This window comes from Microbacterium insulae, from assembly GCF_042677065.1.
In the GTDB taxonomy this organism is placed as follows: domain Bacteria; phylum Actinomycetota; class Actinomycetes; order Actinomycetales; family Microbacteriaceae; genus Microbacterium; species Microbacterium insulae.
Map to the genome: position 1 here is coordinate 951,898 of NZ_JBHTII010000001.1, position 15,964 is coordinate 967,861.

Below are 15,964 nucleotides of genomic sequence, written 5' to 3' on the forward strand. Positions count from 1 at the left end.
ATATGGCATTTGGTTTTGAGATATCAAGCATCGTTCGGGTTTACTTGCTTCATGACACGGAGCGGCACCGAACGCCGGGGCTCGTACGCGAAGGGAATCGCCAAGCGCGAGGAGATCCTCGAACGCGCCCTCGATGTCATCGCGCGCGAGGGTTACCGGGGGGCCTCGGTGAAAGAGCTCGCCGACGCGGTCGGCTTGAGCCAGGCGGGCCTCCTGCACTACTTCGACAGCAAGGAAGAGCTGTTCACCGCGATCCTCCGCAAACGCGACGAGGTCGACTCCGCCGGATTCGGTCTCTACGCGGACGACGGCTCCGTTGTGCGGGGAGACGTCGAGAAGGGCTTCGTCGCAGTCATCCGGCACAACGCCGACGTGCCCGGCCTGGTCCAGCTGTTCGCCCGCCTCTCCGTCGACGCGGCCGACCCCGACCACGCCGCCCACGCCTACTTCGTCGAACGCGGCCGGACCCTGCGCGAGGCCTTCGCCGAGTCACTCGCGGCCCGTCAAGCTGCCGGCGAGCTCACCCGCGCGGTCGACCCCGCTGTCCTGGCGCGCATCTTCCAGGCCGTTGCGGACGGACTCCAGGTGCAGTGGATGCTCGAACCCGACATCGACATGGCGGCGATCACCGAGGCGCTGTTCACCGCCCTCGACCCGCGGACCGCCCGCACCGAGGAGGCCGGCCGTGGCGCAGCATCCTGAACCGCCCGTCGTGACCATCGCGCCCGGCAAGGTGCGCGGGTTCTGGCGCGGGACACCCGGCGAGCGCGGCGCATCGGCGGCGTTCCTCGGCATCCCGTTCGCCCAGGCGCCCGTCGGCGACCTGCGCTTCGCCGCACCCGTGCCGCCCGAGCCGTGGACCGACGTGCGCGACGCCGTCGAATACGGCCCCACGGCGCAGCGCGGCGACCCGGGCGACACGCTCATCCCCGAGCCGTCGATCCCGGGCGAAGCGACCCTGAACGTGAATGTCTTCACGCCCACGCCGGGGCCCGGGTCGGAGCCCGGGGCCGGGCTGCCGGTGCTCGTGTGGATCCACGGCGGCGGGTACATCAGCGGCTCGCCCGCGAGCCCGTGGTACGACGGCCGCGCTTTCAACCGCGACGGCGTCGTGACCGTGACCGTGTCGTACCGCCTCGGCTTCGACGGGTTCGGGCACGTCCCCGGCGCCCCCTCGAACCGCGGGGTGCGCGACTGGCTCGCCGCGCTCGAGTGGGTCCGCGACAACATCGCGGCCTTCGGCGGCGACCCCGCACGCGTCACGATCGCCGGGCAGTCCGCGGGCGGCGGGGCGGTGCTGACCCTGCTCGGGATGTCTGCCGCGCAGCCCCTGTTCCACTCGGCATGGGCGCTGTCCGCCGCTCTCGGCGACGTGGCGCCCGAACGGTCGCGGACGCAGACCGCCCGCCTCGCCAACCTCGCCGGCGTCGCCCCGTCGCGCGACGGACTCGCCTCGGTGCCCGAGGAGCGCCTGCTCGAGCTGCAGCACACGGCCGCGACGACGGAGAGCCGGGATCCTCTCGCGGGCGTCACCGAACTGCTCGAGGATGGACTCTCGTGGGGACCGGCGGTGGACGGCGACCTGCTCGTGCAGCCGACCGTCGACTCGCTGCGGTCTGGAGTCGGCGGTGACAAGCCGCTTGTCCTGGGCTCGACGGACGACGAGTTCACGATGGTGACCGACTCGGCCGCCGGGAAGCTGCGCCTCGTGCCGGCGGCGCTCGCGCTCGGCCGGCTGAGGCTCTTTGGCCCGACGCGCCGCGCGTACCTCGCCGCCAACGTCGCGCAGCGCCGCAAGGGCACCGCGGCCGTGCTCGGGCGGTACGTGTCGGACGTCGTCTTCCGCTCGACGGTCGTCCGGGTCGCCGAGGCCCGCACCGCCGCGGCGGCCGCGGGCACCTGGGTGTACCGCTTCTCGTGGGCCTCCCCGACCCGGCGCTGGGCGCTGCACTGCCTCGACGTGCCGTTCTGGTTCGACTGCCTCGACGCGCCCGGGGTCGGCGCGATCGCCGGTGACGCGCCTCCCCGAAGGCTGGCCGACGCCCTGCACGGAGCAGCCGTGGGCTTGATCCGCGACGGCGACCCCGGCTGGCGCGCGTGGTCGAGCGACCCCGGATCGACGCGCGTCTTCGGCGGCGCGGCATCCCGCCCCGACGTCGAACCCGACGGCTACGCCGAGGTCCGCGCGCTGGTGTGAGCCGCGGCGGAGCGGGGGCGCCTGCGGGCGTGAAACCGCGGGGAGATTCTTGGCGATCTCCGTCCGGTGAGCCCGTCTACCGTCGACTTCTCCCCGCCGTTTCACCGACCTCCCTTGGTCCGCGGGCGGCGCCGCGTCGGGATCCCGAGCAGGCCGACGAGCGCCGCGCGGACGCTGTCTGGCTGCCACATGATGTCTTCGGCGATCGGCCTGTAGGTGGCGTAGCCGAGTGCCGCGGCACGCTGGTCCCGGCGGCGATCTCGGCGCTGCGCATCCCAGCTCGAATGGTGCGCGTTGCTGTCGCACTCGATGATGAGCCACCCGTCGACGACGAAGTCGACTCGTCCGACTCCCGCGATCGTGACCTGGACGGCGAAGTCCACCCCGAGCATTCTGAGCATGAGCCGCACGAGCGTCTCGGGACCGGACTCGGCTCGCGGATCGACGAGTTCGCGGAGCACACGGTAGCGCCGCGGCATCGCGGTGAAGACGTCGTCGAGACCATCGCGATCGAGCAACCCGAGGTTGAGTGCCGAGTCGAGCGTCGCGATCGCTGCCCGCGGGGGCTGACAGCGGATCGCCGCGACCAGGGCATCGAAGAACTCGACGGCGACCGCTGCCGGATGAGGGGCGCGGTGCAGGCGACCCCAGTGGCGACGGACGCGCCGCACCACCGACGAGGAGGTGTTCCGGTTGCGGTGGAGGTGCACGTGCAGCGCTCCTCCTTCGAGCACGAACACCCCGTGCCTCTGGAGCTCGGAGACGCACGCGAGACGACCGCCCAGCCTCGCGGCGTCGACGAGATCCGGGTGAGTTCCTGGCGGGAGGTAGCAGTTGTCCCGTGGACGGAGGAGGCTTCCGTCGGCGACACTCTGGGCTAGTTGACGGTCGGTCCATCCTTCCCGTCTGAGCTCGTACCTGCGGAAGGCGCGGTCGGGTGAAGCGGTTGACATCCTCCGACGATGGAAGGGCGTCGAAGTGCTTGGCATGGCGGATGTCCACCGTCGGGGATAACGCCCACGCTCGGTGGGGGTGGGGAGGAAGGGGCGCCTCCCACCGCAGCTCCGCACTTGGCCGAGACGCGCCTCGGTGAAAGCGGGGGGAGAAATGCGCGCCTTCGGCACCCGAACACCGACTCAGAGCCGATTTCTCCTACTGGTTTCACCGCGGCGCCTCCCACCGCGGCGCCTCCCACCGCGGCGCCGGGCCCGGCCTACCCCAGTGCCGGGATGACCTCGCGCTCGAAGAGCTGCACGCCCGACCTGTCGTACGCGGCTTCAGGGAAGTAGTGGATCGCATACCCGAGGCCGTGCCGCTCGCGCTCCGCGAGTCGCTCGGCCACCTGCTCGGGCGTCCCGAAGCCGGGCGAGTCGCGATACTCGCGCTCGATGGCGTCCGCGCGCTCCTGGCCCACGTGCGGCAGCAGGCGCGCCTTCACCGCCGCGAGGCGATCGGATGCCTCGGCCTCCGTCGCTCCCACGATCGTGTTGAAGTTCGATGAGCGCGTGATCGCGCCGAAGTCGCGTCCGAGGGTCTCGCAGTGACCGCGCAGGATCTCGCTCTTCCGGTCGAACTCCTCGACGGAGCCGGCGAAGTTCGTGTACGCGGCGTACTTCGCCGCGATCTTGAGCGTGACCTTCTCGCCGCCGCCGGCGATCCACAGCGGGATCCCGCCGTCCTGGAGGGGCAGCGGCCGGACGATGGCGCCGTCGACCTGATAGTGCTTGCCGTCGAGGGTTGCGGTGCCCGTGGTCCAGGCCTGGTGCATGATGTCGACGCCCTCGCGCAGCATCGCGAGGCGGTCGCGCACCTCGGGGAATCCGTAACCGTAGGCACGCCACTCGTGCTCGTACCAGCCGCCGCCGATCCCCATCTCGACCCGGCCGCCCGACACGGCATCGACCGTCGCGGCGACCTTGGCGAGGTAGGCGGGGTTGCGGTAGCCCATGCACGTGCACATCTGGCCGAGGCGGACCCGCGAGGTCGACGCGGCGAAGGCGGCCATGAGCGACCACGCCTCGTGTGTCGCCTCCTGCGAGGCCACGGGCGTCGTGTGGAAGTGGTCGTAGACCCACAGCGACTCCCACGGGCCGTCGTCGGCCTGCTGGGCCAGCGTCGCCATCACCCGCCAGTGGTCCTCGGGCTCGATGTCCACGAGGTCGAATCGCCAGCCTTGGGGAATGAAGGTTCCGAAGCGCATGGGTCCAGCCTAGGAGTCGTGGCGGATGCCGGAGCCCGACACGGTGGCGTGCGGCATCCGTTCCCGCATCACGGCGATCGCCTCGGGGTTGGCGTCGACGAGCACGGCATGCCGTCCGAGGGCGGATGCGACGGCGCCGGTCGTGCCGCTGCCGGCGAAGAAGTCGAGCACGCGGTCGCCCGGACGGGATGACGCCTGGACGATGCGGCGCAGGATCCCCTCGGGCTTCTGGGTGGGATAGCCGGTCTTCTCCCGGCCCGTGGTGGGCACGATGGTGTGCCACCAGACGTCGGTGGGCAGCTTTCCGCGGGCCGCCTTCTCGGGCGTGACGAGGCCTGGCGCCATGTAGGGCTCCCGGTCCACGGCCTGGGAGTCGAACCAGTAGCGCTCGGGGTTCTTGACGTAGACGAGGATCGTGTCGTGCTTGGTGGGCCACCGGCGGCGGGACTTCGCGCCGTAGTCGTAGGCCCAGATGATCTCGTTGAGGAAGCGGTCGCGGCCGACGAGGGCGTCGAGGAGGACTTTGGCGTAATGCGCCTCGCGGTAGTCCAGGTGCAGGTAGAGAGTGCCGTCGTCGGCGAGGAGGCGCCACGCCTCGAGCAGCCGCGGCTCGAGGAAGCCCCAGTAGTCGTCGAACCGGTCGCCGTACGCGCGCAGGTCGCCGCGGAGCCGCTCGTACTCGCGCCCGTGGAACCCTCGACGGACGATCGGGGCCGTGCCGTAACTCCTCAGATCCGGGCCGCCGGCCTCCTCCAGGGCGTCGGGTTCCTGCTGCGCCACCCGATCTTGAGGAGTTGCGGTCGTCGACCGGGCCGTCTCCACAGCCCGCTCCTGCGTTCGCCCCGTGTTGAAGGGCGGATCGAGGTAGATCAGCGTGAAGGCCCCGTCGGCAAATCCGCGGAGCACGTCGAGGTTGTCGCCCTCGTGGATCTCGACCGACCCGGATGCTTCGCCCACCGCGTGCGCGTCGGTCACGGCACCCGGCGCAGCCAGGCGTCGGTGGCGAACTTCGACTCGACGAGTGCCTCGGCTTCGGCGTATTCCTCTTCGGTGATATGGCCCGGAACCGCGCCGTACAGCTTCGCGAAGGTGTCCTTGAACTTCTCGATGATCGCCTCGCGCGGCAGGCCGGTCTGGCGACGGAGCGGGTCGACGCGCTTCGCGGCAGAGGTCGTGCCCTTGTCGCTGAGCTTCTCGCGTCCGATGCGGAGCACTTCGGTCATGACCTGGCCGTCCATGTCGTAGCTCAGCGTGGCGTGGTGCAGCACGCCCCCGTTGGCCAGGCGCTTCTGCGCGGCGCCGCCGATCTTCCCCTGCGGCGACGCGATGTCGTTGAGCGGCTGGTAGACGGCGTCGATGCCGAGCCCGCGCAGCGCCTGCAGCACCCAGTCGTCGAGGAAGGCGTACGAGTCCGCGAAGGTCAGGCCCGCGACGAGGGATGCCGGAACGTAGAGCGAGTAGGTGACGATCGAGTTCGCCGCCATGAGCATGGCGCCCCCGCCGGAGATGCGGCGGACGACATCGAAGCCGTGCCGCTCGGCGCCCTCGGGATCGACCTCGTTGCGCAGCGACTGGAACGAGCCGATGACCACGGCCGATTCGTTCCACTCCCACAGCCGCAGGGTCGGGCGACGCCTGCCGTCGCCGACGCGACCGGTGAGCACTTCGTCAAGGGCCAGGTTCATGCGCGGGGAGACGGGCCGCTCGTGCACGATCTCCCAGTCGAAGTCGCGCCATCCGGGCGCGGTGACGAGGGCCCGCCGCACCGCGGTGCCGACCGCCTCGGGCGTGAAGCCGAGCAGCTGGGCGCCGTCGGGGAGCGCCGAGCGCACCGCGGCCGCGATCGTCGTCACGTCCGCCTCGATCGGCAGACCCTCCACGGCCGCGTCGATGTCGTCGAGCGCGGAGTCCGGTTCGAGGAAGAAGTCGCCCGCGAGGTGGAAGTCGGCGATGCGCCCGTCCCGCTCCTCGAGGTCGACGACGACCAGTTTGCCTCCGGGCACCTTGTATTCGCCGTGCATGCGACTCAGCCTATTGCGAGGGTGCCCACGCGGGCCGAGCGGACCCCCGAGGCGCGGTGACGCCGGAGGGGGGCATCCGACGCCACCGCCGGCCTCACGAGGTGCAGGCCCTCCCGTTGAGGTGGAACTGCCAGGGCTCGACGGCCGGTCCCACTCCCGAGACGACCAGGGCCGTGGTCTTGCCGGGACGTAGCGCCTTGAGCAGCTTGGGCGCGGTGACGGTGACCGTCGCCGCCGCCTGCGTGAACGTGCCGCCGACGACCTTCGTCACCTTCTGGCCCGCGTCGAAGGTCCACGACAGCGTCCACGGACTGAGCGTGCTGCTGCCGTTATTGCGCACGGTCAGGGCCGCGATGAATCCCTTGCCGAGCTTCGTGCCGACGACCTTCACGTGGCAGTCGAGCGGGGCGATCGGGGGGTTCGCGAGCGCGATCAGCTCCCGCGCCTGCTCGACGAACCACTGACCGGCGGCGGGATCGTCGATGCCGCGCGCCGGGTCGAGCGGTCCCGCGGTGCCGCGGTAGCACTTGCCGTCGGACTCACCCGGCACCTTGATCCACAGGTAGGCGTCCACGAGCGCAACGCCTGTTCTCGTGTCGGGACGGAGGCCGAGCCCGCGGTCCGGCGGGTTGCACCAGTCCTCGGGCGATGGGTAGACACCCTCGGGCGGAGCCCACGGACCCAGTCCGTTGCGACTCGTGTCGATGACGAAGCGCGTGGTCGGCTCGGTGTCCCCCAGCTGCGATGCGTAGCGCGAATCGACGCCGGAGGTGTTCAGCGCGGGGTCCGAGGCATCCGCGGACCATTCTCCGTACGGCGACATCGACGTCCCCTGCCAGTCGGTCGCCGGACCGCCGTTCCAGTACTGGTTGCCGCAGTCGGCGAACCCGCCGCCCTTCTCGGTGACGAACGCGATGCACGACGAGATCCACGTGCCGAAGGCGGTCGAGTTCGTCGTGAACTGGTAGTTCGAGGCGTTGAGGAAGAACCCGTCCGCACGCTGGACGCCGGCCTTGAGCAGGCGATCCGAGATCTCGCCGACATTGAGCCAGCTCGATCCCGTGCCGTCGAGGTACACCGAGGTCGCGGCGAGCGCGCCGAAGGCGTCGACCGCGTGGTTGAGCTGCGTGAACCTGTCGGTCGCCGCCGTGGCGGGGTCGAGCTCGGCCGGCTGACACCACTCGAGCGCACCGTCCAGCGTCGTGTAGTGAGGGATGATGCCGAGGCCGTCGGGCTCGAGGATCACGGTCGCGGCGCGGTCGCCGATCCCGGCCGCGAATGCGTCGATCCACGCCACGTAGGCCGCGGTGTCGAGCGCGCCGCCGGCGGAGTACTGCGCGCAGTCGCGGAAGGGCAGGTTGTAGGCGACGAGCACGGGCATCTGGCCCTTCGCCGCGGCCGCCGAGACCACGTCGTCGACCGCGGCCTGCACCTCGGCGGGCGTACCGCTGGTGAACCAGTCCGCCGAGGGCACGGAGCCGAGCAGCTGGGCATCAGCGCGCGCCTGTCCGCCGAGCGACTGAGCGGCCTCGAGGGTGGTACTCCACGGGTTGAGGGACAGCTCGGATCCCGGGAGGCCGGGATCGTCGGCAGCGGCCGGTGTCGCCGCGAGGGGCACGGCCAGACCGGCGGCCAGCGTCGCTGCCGCGGCGAGCGCGAGCGCCCTGCGGCGGGACGGCGCCGGGCGCCCGGGATGGGGGGAGTCCTGGATCATGGGGGTTCTCCTGGTCTTCGTCGACCGCCGGACGTCGTCGTCCGGGGAGCTGCACCATGCGAGCGTGGGAGCGCTCCCACGGTGCATGCTGGCCTCAGCATGGCCGAGGCATCCGCCCTCGTCAACCGTCAGCGCAGCATCGGCGCCTCGTCTCAGCCCCGCGGGAGCACGGTTGCCGCGATCACCGCGTTCGCGAGGACGGCCATCATCGTGCGGGTGACAGCGGATGCCGCGGCCACCGCCCCCCACTCCCCGTGCTCGATCTGCGCGGCTCTCGACTGCACGGCGGACCCCCACGGGATCTCGCCGTCGAACTGCGGGAGCGTGCCGCTGGCCGAGATGAGCGCGATGATCGTCGCGGTGCGGTCGTCGGGCTCCTTCCCGTCCAGGAGCACGGCTTTCACGCCGTCCATCAGCTGTTCTCGGCGGTCGCTCGCGAGCGCGAGGCGCGTGGTGGCGAAGATGCCGAGGGCGCGGTGCTCCTCCTCGCGCAGGTGCCCCCGTTCGACCAGGCGCTCGATCACCCGGCCCCGCAGCTCTGGTCCGACGGCGGCCAGCACGGTTTGCACGTCGCGCGGCTTGGTCGCCATGTACGACCATGCGGGTTCGAGGAGCGGATCCGTCGGCGGATCTCCGGCCGCCTCCAGAGTGGCGGAGAGGCGCCCCTCGGTGACGGACAGCCGTCCCTCGCGCGACAGGTCGGCGAGCACGGCCGCGCCGAGGACGTAGAACAGGGTGTTCTCTCCCGCGATGGTGTGCGAGCTCGGCTGAAAGAGCGTCAGCAGCACGTCTTCGACGAGCAGCGGCTCCGCGGATCGGCGTTCGGGGTCGGCGTTCATGCGTCATCCTTCCGGTGAAGTCGTTCGGCGGCGAGCACGCTCGCGCGCGCGATGGCCTCGCGCTGCGCGGGGTTGTACAGCGCGGTGATGGTTGCGACGACGGTGTCCTGCGTGCGCTGCGGGCTATGGGTCAGATGGCCCCGCGGGTCGAGAAGCCACGGGTAGCGGGTGAAGAGGTCCTCGAAGGTCGGGGCAAAGCGTTCGGCGATGCGCTGGATGTCGGATTCGCCCGCGTCCGCGGGCAGGCTCTGGAACTCGGCATCCGCTTCCGACGGCTCGGCGGCGAGCATCGAACGCAGGTCGGCCATCGCCTCGTCGTCGTAGAGCTGGGCCCAGATGAGCATCATCGACTGCTCCGCCTCGGACAGCGCCGAGGAGACCTCCTCGAATCCCGCGGGCATGCTCGCCGACGCGCCACGGAGGATCGCGGCGATCTCGACCCGCACGCGCTGCAGGCGTGTGATGCTCGCCGCGAGGTCGGCGTCGATCGCCCTCAGCGCGGCCTCGGGCGAGGCTGCTCCGGCGCCCAGGCTCTCGATCTGCGTGAGCGGAACCCCCAGGTCGCGCAGCCGGCGGATCTGCAGCAACCGCACGAGATGGGCGACCTCGTAGAGCTTGTACCCGTTCGACGAGCGTTCGGGCTCGGCCAGCAGCCCGACCGCGTGGTAGTGCCGGACGGTGTTCACGGTGGTGCCGGCGAGTTCGGCGACCTCGCGTGTGCTCCAGGGCATGCCTTCCTCCGTTCGCCACGACCTAGTCAAGACCATGTGCCCACCACACGGTCAAGCGGCGGTCCCTGAGCGAACACTGCGGATGCTTCCGGGATTCCCCGCCGCACTGCCGTCGCTGTGAGGTCGCTGAGTGCGCTTGACCCTGTTCCGACCACAGGGTCTTCACTGCTGGATGGCTCCGTTCACTCGACGCCCCATCTGCTCACCTCGATCAAGGAGGAACCCATGTCCAACCCCTATGAAGGCCTGCAGGACTTCGTCGGTCAGCTGCCCGATCTCGTGCAGCCTCTGGTCGTCGCCGCGCTCGGGATGATCCCGTACGTCGAGGGAGAAGGCTCGGCCGCCCTCGGCATCCTCGTCGGGATCAATCCCGTCGTGGCGGCGATCGCCGGCGCCGCGGGCAACCTGCTCAGCGTCGTGATCGTCGTCCTGCTGAGCTCGCGCGTGCGCGAGTCCGTGGTTTCGCGCCGCGCGGCCGGCGCCCGCGACAGCGGCACCGCGACGCTGGTCGCCGAAGCCGACGAGCCCGTCGCGACAGGCGAGGCAGGCGTCGCCGACGCCAAGCCGACGCGTCGAGCCAAAGGACGCCGGCGCCTCGGCCAGTGGCTCGTGAGGTTCGGCGTGCCGGGCGCCAGCATCCTCGCACCGCTCGCCCTGCCGACGCAGCTGACCGCCGCGTTCTTCGTCGCCTCGGGCGTCTCGAAGGGCTGGGTCATCCTGTGGCAGGCGGTCGCGATCGTGCTGTGGACCGGGCTCGTCGCCGCCGCAGCGCTCGGGCTGGTGAACCTGCTCGGCTGGGTCTGAACCCGACGGTCAGACGGTTGCGTCGATCTCGAAGATCTCAGGGTGATCGGCGAGCGTCACGCGCGTCCGCCGGATGTGCGTCTCGATCAACTGGACGGCATCATCGACGTTGTTGCGCTCGATGGCGTCGGCGAGCAGACGATGCTCCGAGTCGAGGATCCACCGCGATCCGTTCTGGTCCACCAACCGCGTGTAAGCGCTGCGGTAGTACTGGGTGACGTTCCACAAGCGCTCGACGATGGAGTGAAGATAGCCGAGCCGTGAGGCGCGGTAACTCTCCAGATGGAACTGGCGGTCGTACCGGAAGTACTCGCCGATGTCGCTCGTCTGGTCCAGCGCCTGCGCCAGTTCGAGGATCACCGCCAGGTCATCGGGGGTCAGTCGCTGCATGCTGTCCGCTATCAGCATGGGCTCGACGCGCTCGCGGATCCGATAGATCTCGAGGCACTCCTCCATGCTCAGACGCGTCACCCACGCGCCGTGATTGGTCCGGAGGGTGACCAGTCCTTCGGACTGCAGCGTGCGCAGGGCCTCACGAACCGGCAGTCGGCTCGCGCCGAACCGAGCGGCGAGTTCCTCCTGGAAGATGCGCGAGCCCGGCAGGAACTCCCCCTCGAGAATGGCCGTTTTGAGCTGATCGGCGACTCGCCGGCTCGCAACGTGGGATGGCGCGGACGCCGGAAGGCCCTCGCTCGCATCCGTGCTCACGCAACTCCCTTCTTCGGTCAGTCCACAGTAGTCGCCGCAGGGTGCCGAAGTGCCCCGTGCCGCCGAGGGCTGGACGGATCCATGCAATCCAGCCCTCGACCGGCCGCTAGCGCTCGGTGTTGTGGGTGTCGTAGAAGTCGATGATCATCGGGTAGACAACCTCGGGAACCTCAAGGGTGGGGCTGTGACCGACTCCCTCGAGCACCACCAGGCGCGAGTCGCGGATACCGTTCGCCACCTCCTCTGCCCAGGCCGGAGGGCGGGCCGTGTCTTCGACCCCCGAGAAGATGAGCGCGGGGCAGGTGATCAGGGGCAGGAGCGGCACGGCGTTCTCCCGCAGGATCACGCCCTTCATCGCCGGGTAGAGACTGCGCGGCGTCACATTGATCCGCTCTCGCCACAGCTCTACGGCCGCCTTACGTCTCGGGTCTGTGGTATTGCGGCTTGTCGGCCCGAACATGACCTCCATCGTCTCTTCCAGACTGTCGTTGATGAACCCCTGCTCGCCGGCCTTCCCGATCCACTCGAGGAACTGCTCCCGCTGCCCGTCTGGTTCGTTGCGCGCGGAGGAGCCGGCCATCACGAGCGAGCGGAAGCCGTCGGGTCGGCGGGCTGCGAGGCGGACGGCTACGTCGCCTCCCATCGACTGAGCGAGCAGGTTGACGTCAGTCAGTTCGAGCTGGTCGATCAACGCGAACATGTCGTCGGTGTCCTGGTCCATCGTGATCATCTCGCCGGAACCGTGATCCGAGCGGCCCTGACCTCGAAAGTCGGGACGAACGACGCGGTACTTGCCTTCGGCGTACTCGAGGAGGCCGTCGAACATGCGCGAGTCGAGGAAAAGGGAGTGAAGGCAGAGCACGACCGGCAGGTCCTTCTCACCTGTGTCCGCTACGTACAGCTTGATGCCGTTGACCGTCATGAGGCTCTCGGCCATGGAAACGCTCCTTTGCGGTGTCGCGACGGCCTTATGCCGCCGAATCTCACATTACCTCCTCGGTGGATCCACCGCTAGCAATGCATGCCCCGAATATCCCGATTTGACGAGCTATTGACCATCCCGTGGATCCACCGCTGTTGACGCACGGCGTTCAATGGTCCATGATGGCCGCAGCCGACCCGCACCCGAGCGGGGCCCGCAGCGGGCGACGGCATCACGTGAAAGCACTACGAGGAGGTAGGCATGATGAGCGGACGACGGAAGCTCGCGACATTTGCGACGGGAGCTGCGGTGTTGGTGGGGGTTACGGCGTGCTCGGGCGCGACGGCCTCAGGAGGAGGGGCCGAAGACGCTCCCGTCCTCGGTGTCGTGCAATTCAGCGCCAGCGATGTGTTCTCGAACGCCGCGCTCGAGGGCGGCGCTGAATACGCGCGTCAGCAGGGCTGGGATGTACAGACCGTCGACGCGCAAGGGAGCGTCGACGAGATGAATGCGGCGATGACGAACCTCGTAACCAAGGGCGCGGACGCGCTCCTTGTCAGCGTCTTCCCGACCACAGCTCTCGCCGACGGAGTCGCCTCCGCGATCGACGCCGGCGTCCCGGTCGCCAACTGGGGCGGCGGCACCGGCGACGGCGTTCAGTTCGCCGGCGACGTCTGGCTCGACGAGTCGAGCGCCCGCATGGTCGAGGACATGGACGCCGAGGGAGAGGTCCTCACGCTCGGGTACCGGCCCGGGCTGCCGTGTCAGGGTCGGGAGGCGGGACTCGACGAGCTTCTGGCCGACACCGACATCGTTCAGACGAAGCAGCAGATCACGATCCCGGGCCAGGTGGAGTCCGCACAGGCGGCGACGGCTGCCTGGGCGGCCGCTCATCCGGCGGGCGGAGAGTCTCTCGCCGTGTGGGCCTGCTTCGATGATCCCGCAACCGGTGCCGTGGCAGCGCTGCGCGACCTCGGCCGCACCGACATCCGGACGTACGGCATCAATGGGACAGCGGCAGCGGTGGCGCTCGTCGAGAGCGGTGAGCTCACGGCTACCACCTGGTACAACTCGCCCGCGCAGGGGGAGGATCTCGTGAAGCTCCTCATCGCGTACCTCGACGATCCCGACTCTGTGGAGGTGCCCCAGACCGTCGGCACCGAGGTCGTGCTCGTCACATCCGACAACGTCGAGGAGTTCCTCGCCGGCGACCCGACGCTCTACTGAGGATCATCGATGACGAACCTGGAGAGGACTCCGATCGCGCCGGCTTATGCCGAGCGCTCGGCGCCGGTCGTCGAGGTCGTGGGCCTGGTCAAGACGTACGGCGCGATCCGCGCTCTCAAGGGGATCCACGTCGCCTTCCGGTCCGGCGAGATCCACGGTCTCGTGGGCGCAAACGGTGCGGGAAAGTCCACGCTCGTGCGCATCCTCGCCGGACTGGAATCGCCCGACGATGGTGAGATCTGGGCCCACGGCGAGCCGGTGAGCTTGCACAGCCCAGCGGCGGCATCGCGACTCGGGTTCGCCTTCATCCACCAGGAGCTCAATCTTGTGCGCAGCTTCACGGCTGCTCAGAACATCCTGCTCGGCAACAACGGCGGCGGCCGCAAGATCATCGGCAACTTCCGTCGAGTTCCCGGCCGGGTCACCGCTGTCGCCGAGCGAGTCGGGATCACCTTCCCGCTAGATCGGTTGGTGGGGTCCCTGACCGTCCACGAGCAGTGGCTCGTCACGATCGCGCGCGCACTGATGAACGACAGCGAACTGATCGTGATGGACGAGCCCACAGGCTCACTCGACGCCGAGGAATCCCTGCGCCTTCTCAAGGTCTGCGCCGACCTCGCCGCCCAGGGCGTCGCGGTGGTCTTCATCAGCCACCGGCTCGACGAGGTGATGTCGATCTGCGATCAGGTGACGGTGTTCCGCGACGGATCCGTGACAGCCAGCCTCCGCAACGAGGAGATCACCCGGGAGCGCCTCGTCCACGGCATCGTCGGCCACGCGCTCGCGCCGCGACTTCCGGCGGGGACCAGAGCAGCCGTCGATGGAAGAGTGGCCCTCGAGGTAGCCGGGATCCACCGCGGTCGGAGCGTCAACGGTGCGACTCTGCGCCTGCACGAGGGTGAGCTGCTGGGCATCGCCGGTCTCGTGGGAGCGGGTCGCACCGAACTCGCGCGGGTCATCTTCGGCGCGGACGAGCCGGACGCGGGGACGATGAGCCTATACGGCGCGGCCTACGCCCCGCGCGGGGTCTCTGACGCGAAGCGTGCGGGAGTCGCGTACGTTCCCGAAGAGCGGCGATCCGAGGCACTCTTCCTGCAACTCCCGATCACGAGCAACCTGCACGCTGCCGCGTGGGGAGCCCGAACCTCGAAGCTGAATCCGCTCGTGTCACAGCGTAAAGCCGATCGCGATGCTCTCGCGCGGTGCGAGGAGCTCGGGGTCGTGATGCGCGCGGGCGGAGCCCGTCAGCCCATCTCAGCCCTCAGCGGCGGGAATCAGCAGAAGGTCATCATCGGGCGCTGGCTCGCGACGAATCCGCGCGTGCTCGTGCTCGACGAGCCGTCCCGGGGAGTCGACATCGGCGCGCGCGCAGACATCTACCGACGGATCCGTGCGATCGCCGAGCAGGGGATGTCGGTCATCGTCATCTCCTCCGAGTTCGAAGAACTCCTCGAATGCGATCGGGTCGCGGTGATGTCACGTGGCCGTGTCGTCGGCGATCTCACGGGCGACGAGATCACCGTCGCCGACATGTTGGGCCTTTGCTATGCGTGACGCGAAAGGAACGGAAGTGACGACCACAACCACACGATCGGACCCACCTGCCGAGCAGGCACCGATCGTCGAGGGCAGACATCGGGTGCTGTCGTTCTTTGCCCGATACGGAACACTGCTGGTGCTGGCAGCGATGATCGTGGCATTCGGCATCGCGAGTCCGGATGCCTTCCTGACGGAGCGAAACCTCGTAAACGTGCTCAACCAGAGCGCCCTGCTCGCGATCGTCGCCGGCGGACTGACCCTGGTACTCGTCGCGGGCCAGTTCGACCTCAGCTTCGGCAACGTCCTCGGCCTCACGGGCATCCTCGCCGTCGGCCTGATGGAGCGGTCGGGGGCGCCGATGCCGCTCGCCATCGCCCTGGCTCTCGTCGGCGCCGCCGTCGTCGGTCTCTCCAACGGCCTTCTCGTCTCCGGGCTCGGGGTGAATCCGATCGTGGCGACCCTCGCGACGTCCACGATCGTTTTGGGCATCAACTTCTGGTACTCCAACGGCGCCCCGATCAACCTCACCGGAGGCCCGTACACGGGCATCGCGCGGGGCGACCTCCTGGGGATTCCGATGCCGATCATCATCGAGCTCGCGTTCCTGGCGATACTGTGGGTCGTGCTCAATCGCACGGTCTTCGGGCATCACGCCCAGGCCGTGGGCGCGAATCCCGTCGCCGCCCGGCTGGCCGGGGTCAACGTCGCACGAGTCACGATCATCGCGTTCGTGATCGGAGCTGTCGCTGCCGGCATCGCCGGAATCGTCCTCTCGGCCCGCATCGGGAGCGCGCAGGTGACCGCCGGGGACGGATACCTCCTCGGCGCCTTCGCCGCCTGCTTCCTGGGCGCGTCGGTCCTGCGCGACGGCGAGTTCCACATCGTCGGCACCTTCGTGGGCGTACTGATCGTCACTGTGGCGACGAATGGCTTCGCGATCCTCGGAGCGCCCTCTTTCGCCCAGTACATCGTGCAAGGGGTGATCCTCGCCGGGGCTGTGGCGCTCAGCACGACGAGCCGCCGCATCCTCGGTCAAGTGAAGCGCTGACTCGTGACGCGAGA

15 protein-coding genes are annotated in these 15,964 nt (G+C 69.4%); 6 read left to right on the forward strand and 9 right to left on the reverse strand.

Going from position 1 to position 15,964, the window contains the following annotated elements:
• Window positions 1-51 precede the first annotated feature (51 nt).
• Together ACFQ0P_RS04465 and ACFQ0P_RS04470 are read left to right on the forward strand one after the other, a co-directional pair.
• Window positions 52-702 (forward strand): TetR/AcrR family transcriptional regulator, encoded by a 651-nt coding sequence (locus ACFQ0P_RS04465; protein ID WP_204980782.1) that lies wholly within the window; start codon window positions 52-54, stop codon window positions 700-702.
• Window positions 686-2,197 carry a carboxylesterase/lipase family protein gene (locus ACFQ0P_RS04470; protein WP_204980784.1) on the forward strand — a complete coding sequence of 504 codons (1,512 nt, stop codon included), beginning with the start codon at window positions 686-688 and terminating at the stop codon, window positions 2,195-2,197. Before ACFQ0P_RS04465 ends, ACFQ0P_RS04470 begins: the two co-directional genes overlap by 17 nt.
• Before the next feature lie 101 nt (window positions 2,198-2,298).
• Here the strand turns inward: ACFQ0P_RS04470 and ACFQ0P_RS04475 are convergent, their stop codons facing one another.
• The 7 genes from ACFQ0P_RS04475 to ACFQ0P_RS04505 form a co-directional block, all read right to left on the reverse strand.
• On the reverse strand, window positions 2,299-2,931 hold the full coding sequence (locus ACFQ0P_RS04475; protein ID WP_378771474.1) for a DUF559 domain-containing protein: 633 nt from the start codon (window positions 2,929-2,931) through the stop codon (window positions 2,299-2,301).
• 479 nt (window positions 2,932-3,410) lie between these two features.
• On the reverse strand, window positions 3,411-4,397 hold the full coding sequence (locus ACFQ0P_RS04480) for an LLM class F420-dependent oxidoreductase (protein ID WP_204980788.1): 987 nt from the start codon (window positions 4,395-4,397) through the stop codon (window positions 3,411-3,413).
• 9 nt (window positions 4,398-4,406) lie between these two features.
• Window positions 4,407-5,372, reverse strand: a complete 966-nt coding sequence (locus tag ACFQ0P_RS04485; protein WP_204980790.1) for a DNA-methyltransferase — start codon at window positions 5,370-5,372, stop codon at window positions 4,407-4,409.
• Window positions 5,369-6,418: a lipoate--protein ligase family protein gene (locus tag ACFQ0P_RS04490; RefSeq protein ID WP_204980791.1), complete on the reverse strand. Its 1,050-nt coding sequence runs from the start codon at window positions 6,416-6,418 to the stop codon at window positions 5,369-5,371. Before ACFQ0P_RS04490 ends, ACFQ0P_RS04485 begins: the two co-directional genes overlap by 4 nt.
• Window positions 6,419-6,512: 94 nt before the next feature.
• Window positions 6,513-8,132 carry a glycoside hydrolase family 6 protein gene (locus ACFQ0P_RS04495; RefSeq protein WP_204980792.1) on the reverse strand — a complete coding sequence of 540 codons (1,620 nt, stop codon included), beginning with the start codon at window positions 8,130-8,132 and terminating at the stop codon, window positions 6,513-6,515.
• Between the two features lie 152 nt (window positions 8,133-8,284).
• The gene (locus ACFQ0P_RS04500; protein WP_204980793.1) at window positions 8,285-8,971 is read right to left on the reverse strand and encodes a GOLPH3/VPS74 family protein; all 687 of its coding nucleotides are present in this window, start codon (window positions 8,969-8,971) and stop codon (window positions 8,285-8,287) included.
• The gene (locus tag ACFQ0P_RS04505; RefSeq protein ID WP_204980794.1) at window positions 8,968-9,702 is read right to left on the reverse strand and encodes a MerR family transcriptional regulator; all 735 of its coding nucleotides are present in this window, start codon (window positions 9,700-9,702) and stop codon (window positions 8,968-8,970) included. The genes ACFQ0P_RS04500 and ACFQ0P_RS04505 overlap by 4 nt, the downstream gene beginning before the upstream one ends.
• 225 nt (window positions 9,703-9,927) lie before the next feature.
• On the opposite strand from ACFQ0P_RS04505, the gene ACFQ0P_RS04510 reads away from it, so the two are divergent.
• The gene (locus tag ACFQ0P_RS04510) at window positions 9,928-10,506 is read left to right on the forward strand and encodes a small multidrug efflux protein (protein WP_204980795.1); all 579 of its coding nucleotides are present in this window, start codon (window positions 9,928-9,930) and stop codon (window positions 10,504-10,506) included.
• Between the two features lie 9 nt (window positions 10,507-10,515).
• Here the strand turns inward: ACFQ0P_RS04510 and ACFQ0P_RS04515 are convergent, their stop codons facing one another.
• Both ACFQ0P_RS04515 and ACFQ0P_RS04520 read right to left on the reverse strand, forming a co-directional pair.
• Entirely contained in the window at window positions 10,516-11,214 is a 699-nt protein-coding gene (locus ACFQ0P_RS04515; protein ID WP_204980796.1) for a GntR family transcriptional regulator, read from the reverse strand.
• 106 nt (window positions 11,215-11,320) lie between these two features.
• Entirely contained in the window at window positions 11,321-12,151 is an 831-nt protein-coding gene (locus ACFQ0P_RS04520; protein WP_204980798.1) for an alpha/beta fold hydrolase, read from the reverse strand.
• A gap of 372 nt (window positions 12,152-12,523) precedes the next feature.
• Here ACFQ0P_RS04520 and ACFQ0P_RS04525 point away from each other — a divergent pair, with 372 nt between their 5' ends.
• The 3 genes from ACFQ0P_RS04525 to ACFQ0P_RS04535 are packed head-to-tail and all read left to right on the forward strand — an operon-like array spanning window position 12,524 to window position 15,950.
• Complete coding sequence (locus ACFQ0P_RS04525; protein ID WP_204980800.1) at window positions 12,524-13,363, forward strand: sugar ABC transporter substrate-binding protein; 840 nt, start codon at window positions 12,524-12,526, stop codon at window positions 13,361-13,363.
• Between the two features lie 9 nt (window positions 13,364-13,372).
• On the forward strand, window positions 13,373-14,917 hold the full coding sequence (locus tag ACFQ0P_RS04530; RefSeq protein ID WP_204980802.1) for a sugar ABC transporter ATP-binding protein: 1,545 nt from the start codon (window positions 13,373-13,375) through the stop codon (window positions 14,915-14,917).
• Between the two features lie 16 nt (window positions 14,918-14,933).
• Window positions 14,934-15,950 carry an ABC transporter permease gene (locus tag ACFQ0P_RS04535; RefSeq protein ID WP_204980804.1) on the forward strand — a complete coding sequence of 339 codons (1,017 nt, stop codon included), beginning with the start codon at window positions 14,934-14,936 and terminating at the stop codon, window positions 15,948-15,950.
• Window positions 15,951-15,964: the final 14 nt, after the last annotated feature.

Excerpts from the sequence above, each read along its gene's own strand:
- ACFQ0P_RS04505 (WP_204980794.1), bottom strand. The coding sequence starts at position 9,702 with ATGCCCTGGAGCACACGCGAGGTCGCCGAACTCGCCGGCACCACCGTG.
- ACFQ0P_RS04490 (WP_204980791.1), bottom strand. The coding sequence starts at position 6,418 with ATGCACGGCGAATACAAGGTGCCCGGAGGCAAACTGGTCGTCGTCGAC.
- ACFQ0P_RS04495 (WP_204980792.1), bottom strand. The coding sequence starts at position 8,132 with ATGATCCAGGACTCCCCCCATCCCGGGCGCCCGGCGCCGTCCCGCCGC.
- ACFQ0P_RS04500 (WP_204980793.1), bottom strand. The coding sequence starts at position 8,971 with ATGAACGCCGACCCCGAACGCCGATCCGCGGAGCCGCTGCTCGTCGAA.
- ACFQ0P_RS04510 (WP_204980795.1), top strand. The coding sequence starts at position 9,928 with ATGTCCAACCCCTATGAAGGCCTGCAGGACTTCGTCGGTCAGCTGCCC.
- ACFQ0P_RS04520 (WP_204980798.1), bottom strand. The coding sequence starts at position 12,151 with ATGGCCGAGAGCCTCATGACGGTCAACGGCATCAAGCTGTACGTAGCG.
- ACFQ0P_RS04530 (WP_204980802.1), top strand. The coding sequence starts at position 13,373 with ATGACGAACCTGGAGAGGACTCCGATCGCGCCGGCTTATGCCGAGCGC.
- ACFQ0P_RS04480 (WP_204980788.1), bottom strand. The coding sequence starts at position 4,397 with ATGCGCTTCGGAACCTTCATTCCCCAAGGCTGGCGATTCGACCTCGTG.
- ACFQ0P_RS04465 (WP_204980782.1), top strand. The coding sequence starts at position 52 with ATGACACGGAGCGGCACCGAACGCCGGGGCTCGTACGCGAAGGGAATC.